Annotated in this window: 12 protein-coding genes and 1 tRNA gene; 9 read left to right on the top strand and 4 right to left on the bottom strand. The window is 42.7% G+C overall.

The window, feature by feature from the left end:
* Positions 1–7: 7 nt before the first annotated feature.
* Positions 8–823 (bottom strand): DUF2764 family protein, encoded by an 816-nt coding sequence (locus tag DD657_RS14235; protein ID WP_021988136.1) that lies wholly within the window; start codon positions 821–823, stop codon positions 8–10.
* Positions 824–913: 90 nt separating this feature from the next.
* Entirely contained in the window at positions 914–1519 is a 606-nt protein-coding gene (locus DD657_RS14230; protein ID WP_021988135.1) for a V-type ATP synthase subunit E, read from the bottom strand.
* Positions 1520–1741: 222 nt separating this feature from the next.
* On the opposite strand from DD657_RS14230, the gene DD657_RS14225 reads away from it, so the two are divergent.
* From DD657_RS14225 to DD657_RS14205, 5 genes are all read left to right on the top strand, one after another.
* Complete coding sequence (locus tag DD657_RS14225; protein ID WP_021988134.1) at positions 1742–2638, top strand: LysR substrate-binding domain-containing protein; 897 nt, start codon at positions 1742–1744, stop codon at positions 2636–2638.
* A 249-nt stretch (positions 2639–2887) separates the two neighbouring features.
* Positions 2888–3565 carry a MotA/TolQ/ExbB proton channel family protein gene (locus tag DD657_RS14220; protein WP_021988133.1) on the top strand — a complete coding sequence of 226 codons (678 nt, stop codon included), beginning with the start codon at positions 2888–2890 and terminating at the stop codon, positions 3563–3565.
* Position 3566: 1 nt separating this feature from the next.
* Positions 3567–3959, top strand: coding sequence for an ExbD/TolR family protein (locus DD657_RS14215; protein ID WP_021988132.1), 393 nt, complete (start codon positions 3567–3569; stop codon positions 3957–3959).
* Between the two features lie 215 nt (positions 3960–4174).
* Positions 4175–4837, top strand: a complete 663-nt coding sequence (locus DD657_RS14210) for a DUF4136 domain-containing protein (protein ID WP_287050556.1) — start codon at positions 4175–4177, stop codon at positions 4835–4837.
* Positions 4838–4892: 55 nt separating this feature from the next.
* Positions 4893–5519 (top strand): outer membrane beta-barrel protein, encoded by a 627-nt coding sequence (locus tag DD657_RS14205; RefSeq protein WP_021988130.1) that lies wholly within the window; start codon positions 4893–4895, stop codon positions 5517–5519.
* Between the two features lie 70 nt (positions 5520–5589).
* Here the strand turns inward: DD657_RS14205 and DD657_RS14200 are convergent.
* Positions 5590–5662 (bottom strand) — tRNA-Trp (locus DD657_RS14200).
* A 78-nt stretch (positions 5663–5740) separates the two neighbouring features.
* The gene (gene murB, locus DD657_RS14195) at positions 5741–6754 is read right to left on the bottom strand and encodes a UDP-N-acetylmuramate dehydrogenase (RefSeq protein ID WP_021988129.1); all 1014 of its coding nucleotides are present in this window, start codon (positions 6752–6754) and stop codon (positions 5741–5743) included.
* Positions 6755–7160: 406 nt separating this feature from the next.
* On the opposite strand from murB, the gene DD657_RS14190 reads away from it, so the two are divergent.
* The 4 genes from DD657_RS14190 to lysA all read left to right on the top strand — a co-directional run bounded on the left by DD657_RS14190 (position 7161) and on the right by lysA (position 12224).
* The gene (locus tag DD657_RS14190) at positions 7161–8537 is read left to right on the top strand and encodes a methyltransferase RsmF C-terminal domain-like protein (protein WP_287050555.1); all 1377 of its coding nucleotides are present in this window, start codon (positions 7161–7163) and stop codon (positions 8535–8537) included.
* 19 nt (positions 8538–8556) lie between these two features.
* Complete coding sequence (gene prmA / locus DD657_RS14185) at positions 8557–9408, top strand: 50S ribosomal protein L11 methyltransferase (RefSeq protein ID WP_021988127.1); 852 nt, start codon at positions 8557–8559, stop codon at positions 9406–9408.
* Positions 9409–9631: 223 nt separating this feature from the next.
* Positions 9632–10951 (top strand): aspartate kinase, encoded by a 1320-nt coding sequence (locus DD657_RS14180; protein ID WP_068690724.1) that lies wholly within the window; start codon positions 9632–9634, stop codon positions 10949–10951.
* A gap of 130 nt (positions 10952–11081) precedes the next feature.
* Positions 11082–12224 carry a diaminopimelate decarboxylase gene (lysA, locus tag DD657_RS14175; RefSeq protein WP_118773200.1) on the top strand — a complete coding sequence of 381 codons (1143 nt, stop codon included), beginning with the start codon at positions 11082–11084 and terminating at the stop codon, positions 12222–12224.
* Positions 12225–12396 lie beyond the last annotated feature (172 nt).

The following is a 12396-nucleotide window of genomic DNA, read 5'->3' as shown; positions in this document are numbered from 1 at the left end:
TCGTAAATTATTTAAACTGTTCTTCAAACTGAAAACTCTGCCGGAATTTTTCAATCATTTCCATAAATACCTTCCGGCCGGATTCGGAATTCATCTTACTCCAGCGTTCGACGATCATCAAACGCAACATATAGCTGATAACCCTTTCCAGAGAAAAATATTCGAACGTCACAGCCTCATCCAGAAAATTCCAGATGATCAAATCCAATCCCCGCTCCCGCTCGACCAAATTATCATTCTCCATCAAAGCAATCACCTTCTCGACATAAGGGTAATCCATCCCCAGCCCGAAATCCTTGGCATTCGATGTACGCAACGCCACGGCAAATTCATTACTACCGATGATTTCTCTTGCGACATTCATACCGTATTTCCGGGCATTCAACGCTGCCACCAAATTTTTCAGATTCATGGAAAATTCCGCATACTTTCTGACCAGCAGATTATCGGCTTTCATCATGTAATCGTGATACATCCAGCTCAACACATTTTCAGGCGACACCTCATAACGCAGATGCTCTTCCTTAAAATCCGTAATAAATTCCCGCAAATAAGACGGTATCATCTTATCCGGTTCCTGTATTTCATCTTCCAGCAATTTCACCGGATACACCGTCGTCAATCCCGGGTCAGCCTCCTGTTTGTTCAGTAAACGCAATACCTGCGCATTGTCGTTCGGCAAAAAAAACAAATCGACCAACTGCTCATCCCTGCCACGGATATAATCTTTCAACTGTGCCCGGAATTCTCCGACCGTCAACGATAACTTCCGGTCATCCCAGGCTATCTCCGGCAAACCTGCTATAAAAGCAATATAATCCACGTGATTAATTTTAGATTTTAAATTTTAGATTTCAGATTTATCAGAACAAGCTGCCCAATCAATTTACAATCTAAAATTTACAATTTACAATTATTTATAGAGTAAGGTCTTCGTAAAGCTTCTCATATACTGATTAAAGAAAGCTTCAAACAACTCTTCGGAAAAAGCGACCTGATAACCGCCCTCTTTCGGCTGGATGACAAAAGCACCTTCCGTATTTCCCGTTTTGATTTCCAGCCCCCGGTCTAACAAATCTTTATACTTTGCAGCCACAAACTTCTGGAAGTTTGCTTTTTCACTCTCAGAAAGAATCAGTTCCAGATTCAGGTTCCCGGAAGCTACATCCCACTTTTTCACAATTTCAACCAGTAACTCCTGCACAAAAGCCTCATCCTTAAATCCGGACTTGACAATCTCGCCGGCCACTTCTCCGGAAATCAGATTCGTAACCGACTGTTTCAATGCCGTAATAGCCTGACGCGCACTCAAAGCCATTTCCGATTCGGCTTTTTTCTTCAGATTCTCGATATCCGCTTCTGCACCGGCTTTCATTTCTTTCACTTTAGCCTCGGCGTCAGCGATCAGCTTCGCTGCCTCCTCCTTCGCTTTAGCCATAATTTTTTCAGCTTCCCGGTTCGCTTTGTCTACCCCCTCTTCATACAGCTTTTTAGTTAAAACATCTAATTTATTCTCCATATAAAATTTATTTTTTATTCCTGATTTTAAAAATACAAACAAACAGGCAAACCTTATTTTATTTTCGGGCTCAATTTACCTCTTTTTACGGGAAAAAACAATATTCAGCCCCACTCCTGCAAACATTTTCGAAAAGCTTTTTGTCAGTCGCCTGCAAATCATATTGCTTTTTCAATTTTAAGACCGTATCTTCGTTTATCCGATATATTAAAAAAAATTTACATGCTCGATCATAAATTAATCATATTCAATCACCTGGCCAAAAATCCCAATATGACCAAAGTGGCTGAAACACTTCACCTTTCCCAACCGGCCGTATCCAAAAGCATCAAAGAACTGGAAAACGAGCTTTCCATTACCCTTTTCGACCGGATAAAAGGACGTATGCAACTGACGACTGCGGGGAAATATCTGCTGCAAGCAACCGAAGATCTCATTCGGAAAGAAAGGGATATCCGGTCTGATATCGACCGGCTGAAAAATACATTTTCGGGAACACTCTGCCTGGGAGCAAGCACAACCCTTTCCCAGTATATTTTGCCGGAAATTCTGTCCGGATTTACGGCCCGTTATCCCAATATACATATTCAGGTTATCAGCGGCAATACCGCCCAAATCGAACAGGAAATCTGTAACGATAACCTGCACCTCGCTTTTATTGAAGGCACACCAAACCAACCCGACATCCATTACATCCCCTTTTTAAAAGACGAGATCGTACTCACCGGTGCCGCATCTGCCAAAATTCCGGCTACTCTGCAAAAAACAGAGCTCCCGCAATTGAAATTCGTATTCAGAGAAAAAGATTCAGGCACCCTCTCTGTTATCCGCAAAGCTTTATCCGAAATCGGCATCCCCCTGTCTTCCCTGCACGAACAACTCATATTGGGTACGACCGAAGGCATCAAAAACTACCTTCAACTGACGGATTGTTTTGCTTTCCTCTCCGTATACAGCATCCGTCATGAATTGATGGCGGGAAAATTAAAAATCATCGACATCGAGGATGTTACCATCGAACGGATGTTTCACATCATACACAAACAGGGCTACCTGGATGCGTATGCCCGCAAATTCATGGACTATGCCATCCGATACAGTCAAAAACACGACAAATGACTATTTCAAGTTTAGATTTACGATTTTAAATTAAATTCGCAATTTCCCACCCAATAAAGAAGAATTGTAAATCCTCAAGATCGGGTGAGTTTGTGCGTGCAATCTAAAAGCGTAAATCGTAAATTTAAAATTAAGAATCTGCAATTAAAAATCTCCTTTGTTTTTTGTGAAAACTACAGTATCTTCGCTGCGCAAATAAACGGGCAGGTGTAAACCCGTCATACAAACGAATAATTTCAGTATCAGGATATGAATATATTTACTTTCATCACAGCACCGGTTCCCCCCGTCAGCGACCAGCAAATGAACTTATGGGATATGATCGTAAAGGGAGGCTGGCTGATGATCCCTATCTTCATTCTTTCAATCATAGCGGTATACATCATCTGTGAAAGATTTACGGTCATCCGGAAGGCTTCCGTTTCCCCGAAAGTATTTACCGAAAAAGTATTCAGCTACCTTCAAAACGGAAACAAAACGGCAGCCTTGCAGGAGTGTGATACAGAAGATTCTCCGGTTTCCCGGATGATTAAAAAAGGAATACATTACAGCCATATCCCGACTACGGAACTTCGGATAACCATGGAGAATACCGCCAATAAAGAAATAGCTGCATTGGAAAAAGGCCTGCCTGCCTTGGCAACGATAGCCGGGATGGCTCCCATGATCGGTTTTTTAGGTACGGTTGTCGGTATGGTACAGGCATTTTACGATATGTCTCTTGCCGGAAACAACATAAACATCACCCTGCTTTCCCGGGGTATCTATACGGCCATGATTACCACGGTCGCAGGTTTGATTGTCGGGATCATTGCCTATTTAGCCTACAATGCCCTGGTAAGCCGGATCGACCGGATTGCTGCCGATATGGAAAACGCATCTGCAGAATTTATCGATTCACAATACGAAACTCAAAACCGGAAATAACATGGCGATCAAAAGAAAAAGTAAAATAAATCCGAATTTCAACATGTCGTCAATGACCGACATCGTATTTCTTTTACTTATCTTTTTTCTGGTCACTTCTACATTGGTCAATCCCAATGCCTTAAAACTATTACTACCCAAAAGTACCAACCAGCTTTCCAACCGGGAATCCGTAACCGTATCCATCGATAAAAATCTCGTCTACTATTTCAATGCCAAGGTTACCCCCTTTTCCATGCTGGAAAGTAAAATCGTAGAGGAATTGAAAAATTCCGACGATCCCTGTATCACCATCCAGGCTGAAAAATCGGTTCCCATCGAACATGTCGTACGGGTAATGAATATCGCCAAAACCCACGGTTATAAATCCATTCTCGCTACCGATCCGGAATAAATAACAATTATTCAATTTTTAATTTACGATACCTCTTTCGACAGAAGAGGATTGTACGTCTAGCCTAAAATTGTAAATCTAAAATCTACAATTAAAACACTTATTGCAACTATTTAAAATCATCAGCGTATACCTTCCTACATTAAAAATGGTTTATTAAAATCTCAAAATGCAGATTTCTAATAAAAAAATGTCAAACTAAAAACAAACTAAGTATGAGACGTTTACTTTTTTTACTACTAACCGGATTGTTTGCGCAACTGTTAGTATCCTGCTATCCGGAGGGTGCAGACAACACAGAGGACTATGATGTTGCCATGACCAGCTACGACAGGGATAAAGATGCCGCTTATTTTGCAGGCCTGAAAACTTTCTCCATGCCGGACTCTATCGTTTATTTTGTCAGTAAAAATGACGAAATTATGGGAAATCACCAATTTGACCAAGCCATCCTGACCCTGGTCGCTTCAAAATTTGAAGCTTTGGGATACCAGAGAATTGTGGGCTCGGAAACGGATAAACCCGATTTCTTCGTAACCGTATCAGCCTTTTCGAATGTAAATTACTATTTCATAGGCAACAACTGGTATGACTATTGGGGTTGGTATCCGGGTTGGAACTGGTACGGCTGGGATTGGCCTTATTTCAGACCTTACTACCCGTGGGGACCTGTCAATGTCTTCTCTTACCGTTCCGGTTCGATCGTAATCGATATGTTGGATCCGTCTAATGTTAATGAATCAAGCAATCAGGTACCGGTATTATGGAGCGGTATTGCCGACGGCATTATCGCCGGTTCTGCCAGCTCAATACAACAACGGGCAGAAAAACAAATCAACCAATGTTTTGCACAATCTCCTTATCTGGGAACCAAATAAAAACGGCAAACTTGGAAAAATGTATAAATTAACAGTGACTTAAAAACAAATGATTATGAAAAAAATATTAACCCTCGCTATAATTCTGTTCAGCCTGAGCCCGCTTGTAAAAGCTCAGATGCTTAACTTAAATTATCAGATAAGCGTACCGCTGGGAGATATTAAAGACTTTACTGACAAAGCCAGCTTCCGGGGTATGGACATCGAATACCACCAATTTTTAGGTGATCACTTCTCTATCGGTGGTGCCATCGGTTGGAACGTATTTTACAAAAACCTGGATCACGAAACCGGAGATTTCCGCTTCAGCGGCAATGATAATATATACACCATTACCGGAAACCAGTACCGCTATGTCAATACTGTGCCCATCATGGCTGTCGGCCGTTATTATTTCACCGACAATACAACCGCCGTACGCCCGTTCTTCGGATTGGGTGTAGGAACCCGCTGGACTGAAAAACGTTTGGAAATAGGCCAGTATACATCGACAATCTCCAGATGGCAATTCACATTTGCCCCGGAGGTCGGTATGTATGTACCTCTCAACGAACAATTGGCTTTGAACTTCGGAGCCAAATACAGCTACGGAACCAAAGCCTCACACGGAAGGATTCCTGAATTCCAAAGCCTCACCTTCAGTGTCGGCTTGATACTGATGGGCGGTGGTCAACAATATTGATTCCCGCAAAAATTCCTCAGAAAGGAAAAACAAATAAAAGAGGTTGCCGAAAAACGGCAACCTCTTTTTGCACGGAAGGAGGGGCTCGAACCCCCGACAGCCGGTTTTGGAGACCGGTACTCTACCAACTGAGCTACTTCCGTATTTCGCGGTGCAAAGGAAAGAAAAGTTTCCCAATAATGCAAACAATAACCGGAGAAAGTAGGCCACCCCTCTCCGGATTATATGATAATAACCTCGGGTTCAATCCAGATATTAAATTGCATAAATACACTTTTTTTAATCGCATTGGCCAACCGGGTGACTTCAATACCGGTAGCACCTCCTTTGTTTACCAACACCAAAGCCTGTTTCTCGTATACCCCGGCACGCCCCAACGTTTTCCCTTTCCATCCGCATTGCTCAATCAGCCAACCGGCAGCCAGTTTTACCATACCCTCTCCGGCCGGATATAAAGGCATAGCCGGATATTTTTCCTGCAACTGACGGCCAATGACTTCGGCTACCACCGGGTTTTTAAAAAAACTTCCGGCACTGGGGACCTCCGATACTTCCGGCAATTTAGCCTTTCGGATACGGATCACAGCCTCCCGGATCTGCTTCAACCCCAGCTGTTCTCCTGTCTTTTCCAACTCCTGCCGGATACTTCCGTATCCGAGCTTGAAAACCGGTTGTTTATCCAAACAGAATACAACATAAGTCACCACATACTTATTCTTCCATTCCTGCTTGAAAATACTGTTCCGATAAGCCAGCCGGCAATCGGCAGCCTCTATCGTCACCTTACAGGCTTTTTCCAGATCAATAACCTCAACCCGGCACAGGGTATCTTTGGCTTCAACACCGTAAGCACCGATATTTTGTACCGGTGCAGCTCCGACATGTCCCGGAATCAAAGATAAATTTTCTACACCTCCATAACCATGCTCCACCGCCCAGGCAACAAAATCATCCCATACGACACCGGCTCCGACACGTACCCACACCTTATCCTGATTTTCATCAACTATTTCAATACCGGACATCAACGGATAAAGAACCGTTCCGTCAAAATCCTCGGTAAACAAAAAATTACTCCCCCCTCCCAGAATCAATATTTCTTCGGGCTTCAATTCATATTCCGATACAAACCCGATCAACTCATCTTCCTGTTCCGTTTCTACAAAATATTTACAGCAAACATCTATATCAAAGGTGTTGTATTTCTTTAAGTTAAAATTTTCTTCAATTCTCATATTCTATTATTCCGCTTCTAATACACTCAAATAAATAATGATACGTCAAAAGACAATGAATGCCAGTCTCTATTATCTTTACACAAAACAGATGACATTTTCAGCATAACTCAAATAAATTTGATTCTGCATTCAACTTACATTATCTTTGCACCCAATATAATACAAGCAGAATGCAGTACAACGTCCATTTGAGTTCAATCCGGCAGACTTATTTGTTGCAAAGATAATGCAAGCCGGGTACAGAGCCAAATATATTTCAGTTATGCAGGACAACTTATAAAAAAAGAACGTTTTAATTGTAGATTTACGATTTCAGATCAAAAAATCTGATAACAAATCAAGTTGCCAGGCAATTTAAAATTTAAAATCTAAAATTTACAATTAATATAAAGGATATCCCGAAATGAGCAATTTACCGCCGGCTTTCGAATCACGCATGAGAAAACAACTCGGTCAGGAGGCCGATGCATTCTTCAAGGCCCTCAACCAACCGGCACCGGTCAGCATCCGCCTTAATCCGATTAAAACAACCGGTAAAATACCGGATACGCTTCAATCCATCGTAGACAAAAAGACCGAATGGTGTCCGGAAGGGTATTTCTTATCCCAACGCCCGGTATTTACCCTGGACCCCTGTTATCAGGGAGGAGCCTACTATGTTCAGGAAGCCTCATCCATGTTTATCGGATACCTCTTAAAGCAAATTATACATGAACAACCGGTAAAAGTACTGGATCTCTGTGCCGCCCCCGGAGGAAAATCAAGCCTGACCGTTTCGGCCCTTCCCGCCGACAGTCTGCTGGTTTCCAACGAAGTCATTCGCTCACGGGCAACCATCCTCAAAGAAAATATGCTCCGCTGGGGATACAGCAACGTCGTTGTCACCAACAACGACCCATCAGATTTCTCCGCATTTGAAAGTGCATTCGATATCGTCATCGTAGATGCTCCCTGCTCAGGGGAAGGGATGTTTCGCAAAGATCCGGCTTCTATCGGCGAATGGAACGAAAACAACCTGACCGTGTGCCGGGACCGGCAAAAACGGATATTGACGGATATCTGGAAAACACTGAAACCCGACGGTTACCTGATTTACAGCACCTGTACCTATAACCCCGGAGAAAACGAAGAAATACTGGAATGGATCTGCCGGCAGTTTCAGGCCGAAAGTATCCCGGTTTCACTGCCGGCCGATACAATTACACCCGGAAATTCAACTGCTTACGGTTACCATTTTTACCCGCATAAGACAACCGGGGAAGGATTTTTCTGCGGGCTTATCCGGAAAAAAGACGGAGAAAAATACCGCCCGAAGAAAAATAAAAAACAAAAAACGACGACATGCCCTATTCCTCCGGAACTAAGCCGGCTACTGATTCATCCTGAGAATCTTACAGCACAAAACGAAGACAACCGGATTACGATATTGCCGGATATGTACGGTGAATTTATCCGGCAACTCCGTTCGGAATTAAAAGTTACGGCTTACGGCTGTGAAGCAGCCGAATTATACAACCGGAAAATCAAATTATTACATCCCCTGGCACTCACAACCTGGCTCAACAAGCAAGCCTGCTCCTGTTATGAAGCCGAATTGCCGGAAGCTCTTCGCTATTTGAAAAAAGAAGACATACAGGTAAATGCAAAAACCGGGGAATGGATATTGATCACTTACCGGCATATAGCCCTCGGATGGGGCAAAAACCTCGGTAACCGATTGAACAATTATTTACCCAAAGAATGGAGAATCCGCATGGATCTGCCAACCGACCTTATTTAGAAATTTTACCTTCATCATCATGACATACACAGCAATAAATTTTACCATCACTCCTTTTTCGGAAGATATCGCCGATGCACTCATCGCAGAAATAAGTGAATTGGGATACGACGGCTTTCAATACAATGAAAACGGCTTCACCGCCTATATACCTTCTTCCCGTTATAATGAAAAAGCATTGGATAACCTGAAACTCCCGGATATTCTCCCCTCCACCTATAGAATCGGGAAAAGTTGTGAACAAATTGAAGAACGGGACTGGAATAAAGAATGGGAAGAAAACTTTACGCCCATTGTAGTCAACGACCGGATTCAGGTAAGAGCCGGATTTCACGACCCGATTCCGGGTATCGAATATGAAATCATTATCGACCCTAAAATGAGCTTCGGAACCGGACATCACGCCACAACAGCCCTGATGCTTGAAACGCTATTGGATTTTGCCCCCCGGATAAAAAACAAAAAAATACTGGATATGGGATGCGGAACCGGTATACTTTCCATTATGGCCTCCAAAACAGGAGCCCTGAAAATTGTCGGTATCGATATTGACGAATGGGCCTATAACAACGCCATGGAAAATATCCATACCAACGGTTTAAATAACATTACAATAAAAATCGGAGATGCCTCCCTACTGGAGCAGGAAGGGAAATTCGACTTTATCCTGGCTAACATCAACCGGAACATTCTTTTGAACGATATGCACCGTTACACAGCTCACCTGGCTGCAAAAGGCTTTTTAATCATGAGCGGCTTTTATTCCCAAGACCTGCCCATGATCCGGGAAAAAGCCGAACAATTGGCACTCACCTATCAGACACACAAAGAACAGGACAATTGGGTAGCTGCATCTTTCTACAAAGAATAAACAATGTGTTTATTTTTAAACAATCACTTGTTTGATTGAACACAATATATGATATTTGCACCCGCGAACAGAGATAGCTATTCCGCATATCTTTTTTGTACCCACTTCATTTTATTATAAAGTGCCGGTCCTCATTGTAACCGATGAGAAAGATAGAAAATAGCCTTTATTTTCAGTAGCAGAAAAACAATACATTGACAACACACTAAGAAATAAAATAAACATGAAAGTTTTAAAATTCGGAGGAACCTCTGTCGGCAGTGCAGACAGAATACGATCGGTAGCTGCATTAATCGACGACAACCAACCCAAAATTGTCGTGCTCTCGGCTATGTCCGGCACAACCAATAAGTTATTGGAAATTGCAGATTGCCTGTATCGCACCGACAAGCAAAAAGCGTTGGACATTATTCAGAATCTGGAACTGAATTATTATATTACCATCAGCGAATTATATGAAACAGAACCTTATATCCGAAAAGCCAAAGAGTTTGTTCAGACCGTTTTCACCTATCTGCGTTCATTCATTAACAAAGACTTCTATCCGCTTCAGGAAAAAGCGGTCGTAGCGCAAGGGGAAATCATGTCGACCACCCTGATGCATTATTACCTGGAGGAATGCGGTATCCCCTCCAGTCTGGTGTCCGCTCTGGAATATATGCGGATCGACAAAGACTGTGAACCGGATTATTTTTACATCCGGCAAAACCTGCAGCGGGAATTAGCCAAACCGGATATCAGGCCGCTTATCATTACCCAGGGATTTATCTGCCGGAATGCATACGGAGAAATAGACAACCTCAAACGAGGCGGCAGCGATTATTCTGCGGCACTGGTAGGAGCTGCTATACAGGCTAGCGAAATACAAATATGGACAGACATAGACGGAGTACACAACAACGATCCCCGTTTTGTCGAAAATACGAAAGCCATTCGTCATTTGTCTTTCGACGAAGCTGCTGAACTGGCTTATTTCGGTGCCAAAATCCTCCACCCCTCCAGTATTCAACCGGCTAAAAAAGAAAACATTCCGGTACGCCTGAAAAACACCCTCCATCCCGAGGACGAAGGTACATTAATCACCAAGGAAAGTCCGGCACAAAACGTCAAGGCTGTTGCAGCCAAAGACGGCATTACGGCCATTAAAATCAAATCAACCAATATGCTGCTGGCTTATGGCTTTCTGCGTAAAGTTTTCGAAGTTTTCGAATCCTGGAAAACCCCGATCGATATGATCGCAACCTCGGAAGTAGCCGTATCTTTAACGATCGACTGCACCGAACACCTGGAAAATATAATCAAAGACCTTGAAAAATTCGGCACGATAGAAGTCGATAGTAACCTGTCCATTATATGTATTGTCGGTGATTTTTCGGCAGCCAAAACCGGCCTGGGTGCAAAAGTATTAAATGCTCTGTCTCATGTTCCTTTGTGTATGATCTCTTACGGAGGAAGCGAACACAACATTTCCTTTCTCGTAAAACAAGAAGACAAGCAACAAGCCTTACGCGACCTGAGTGCCCAACTGCTTGAAAAAGAATAAATGAATTCATATAAATTGTAAATTTCAGATTGCAAATTTTAAATTGTTTGCCACTTGATTCGATATCAGATTTTTTAATCTAAAATTAAAACATCCACGGACTTAAGTCCGGAACTTACAATATAAACCAATGGTGTTCACAGAAAAATTAAGGGAAATACAAACCCCCTGTTATTACTATAATATCGAACTATTAAAGAAAACGCTGGAAAAAATAAATACCGAATCGGGAAAATATCCGGCTTTTCATGTCCATTATGCAGTCAAAGCCAATGCAAACCCGGTCCTGTTGCAAATCATCAGCAGCTACGGGATAGGAGCAGATTGTGTCAGCGGTAACGAAATACAACGCGCATTGGAATGCGGCTTTCCTGCGGATAAGATCGTTTATGCCGGAGTCGGGAAAAGCGATGCGGAAATCGAAATCGCTCTGCAAAACGATATCTTTTGTTTCAACAGCGAATCTCTGCCGGAAATCCGCGTCATCAATGAAATTGCCGGGCGAATGCACAAGAAAGCCCGTATCGCTTTAAGGATAAACCCGAATGTCGATGCCCATACCCACCATTACATTACAACCGGTATAGAAGAAAACAAATTCGGTATTTACCTGTATGATTTAAATCATGTGATCGAAGAAACGCTTCAACTGCCTCACACCGAACTGATCGGCCTGCATTTCCACATCGGTTCCCAAATTACCGATATGAATGTATTCCGCAGCCTGTGCCTGAAAGTTAACGAAATCCAGCAACAGTTACAAAACAGAGGTATCCGTCTTCCGCATGTCAACTTCGGCGGCGGGTTAGGTACCGAATACAATACCCCCTATGGAGAACCGATTGCCGACTTTGAAAACTATTTCGCGACTTTCGCCCGATTTTACGAACCGCTTCCTCATCAACACATTCATTTTGAATTAGGCCGTTCCGTAATTGCACATTGCGGGGATCTAATCGCCAAAGTGTTGTATGTAAAAGAAGGACGGAATAAAAAATTTGCCATTCTCGACGCCGGTATGAATGACCTGTTACGACCGGCCCTTTACCAGGCATTTCACAAAATCGAGAATATCAGTTCCGACCGGCCGGAAGAAAAATACGATGTTGTCGGTCCGATATGCGAATCTTCGGATTGTTTCGGCAAAGATGTTTCCCTGAATGAAGTATCCCGGGGCGACCTGATCGTCATTCATACGGCCGGAGCCTATGGCGAAACCATGTCCTCCCGTTACAATCTAAGGGATCTGCCGCAAACTTATTTCTCTGAGTAATAAAATCGTTTATACAAATTATAAATTTTAGATTGTAAATTGCCTGGCAAACAGATTCGTTATCAGACTCTTTTAATCGTAAATCATAAATCATAAATCGTAAATCATAAATAAAACGCCCCTAAAAAATGCGGTGCACCTGTAAAAACGCCGCATTTTTTAGGGGACAATT

Source organism: Culturomica sp. (assembly GCF_003524185.1).
Lineage (GTDB): Bacteria > Bacteroidota > Bacteroidia > Bacteroidales > Marinifilaceae > Culturomica > Culturomica massiliensis.
The sequence above is the reverse complement of the archived record's forward strand: the minus strand, read 5'-3'. Positions and strand labels throughout refer to the sequence as shown.

What these genes read in the sequence shown, in the direction of transcription:
- DD657_RS14215 (WP_021988132.1), top strand. Translation starts at nt 3,567, where the DNA reads ATGGCGATCAAAAGAAAAAGTAAAATAAATCCGAATTTCAACATGTCG.
- lysA (WP_118773200.1), top strand. Translation starts at nt 11,082, where the DNA reads ATGGTGTTCACAGAAAAATTAAGGGAAATACAAACCCCCTGTTATTAC.
- DD657_RS14205 (WP_021988130.1), top strand. Translation starts at nt 4,893, where the DNA reads ATGAAAAAAATATTAACCCTCGCTATAATTCTGTTCAGCCTGAGCCCG.
- DD657_RS14180 (WP_068690724.1), top strand. Translation starts at nt 9,632, where the DNA reads ATGAAAGTTTTAAAATTCGGAGGAACCTCTGTCGGCAGTGCAGACAGA.
- DD657_RS14230 (WP_021988135.1), bottom strand. Translation starts at nt 1,519, where the DNA reads ATGGAGAATAAATTAGATGTTTTAACTAAAAAGCTGTATGAAGAGGGG.
- prmA (WP_021988127.1), top strand. Translation starts at nt 8,557, where the DNA reads ATGACATACACAGCAATAAATTTTACCATCACTCCTTTTTCGGAAGAT.
- DD657_RS14210 (WP_287050556.1), top strand. Translation starts at nt 4,175, where the DNA reads ATGAGACGTTTACTTTTTTTACTACTAACCGGATTGTTTGCGCAACTG.
- DD657_RS14225 (WP_021988134.1), top strand. Translation starts at nt 1,742, where the DNA reads ATGCTCGATCATAAATTAATCATATTCAATCACCTGGCCAAAAATCCC.
- murB (WP_021988129.1), bottom strand. Translation starts at nt 6,754, where the DNA reads ATGAGAATTGAAGAAAATTTTAACTTAAAGAAATACAACACCTTTGAT.
- DD657_RS14190 (WP_287050555.1), top strand. Translation starts at nt 7,161, where the DNA reads ATGAGCAATTTACCGCCGGCTTTCGAATCACGCATGAGAAAACAACTC.
- DD657_RS14220 (WP_021988133.1), top strand. Translation starts at nt 2,888, where the DNA reads ATGAATATATTTACTTTCATCACAGCACCGGTTCCCCCCGTCAGCGAC.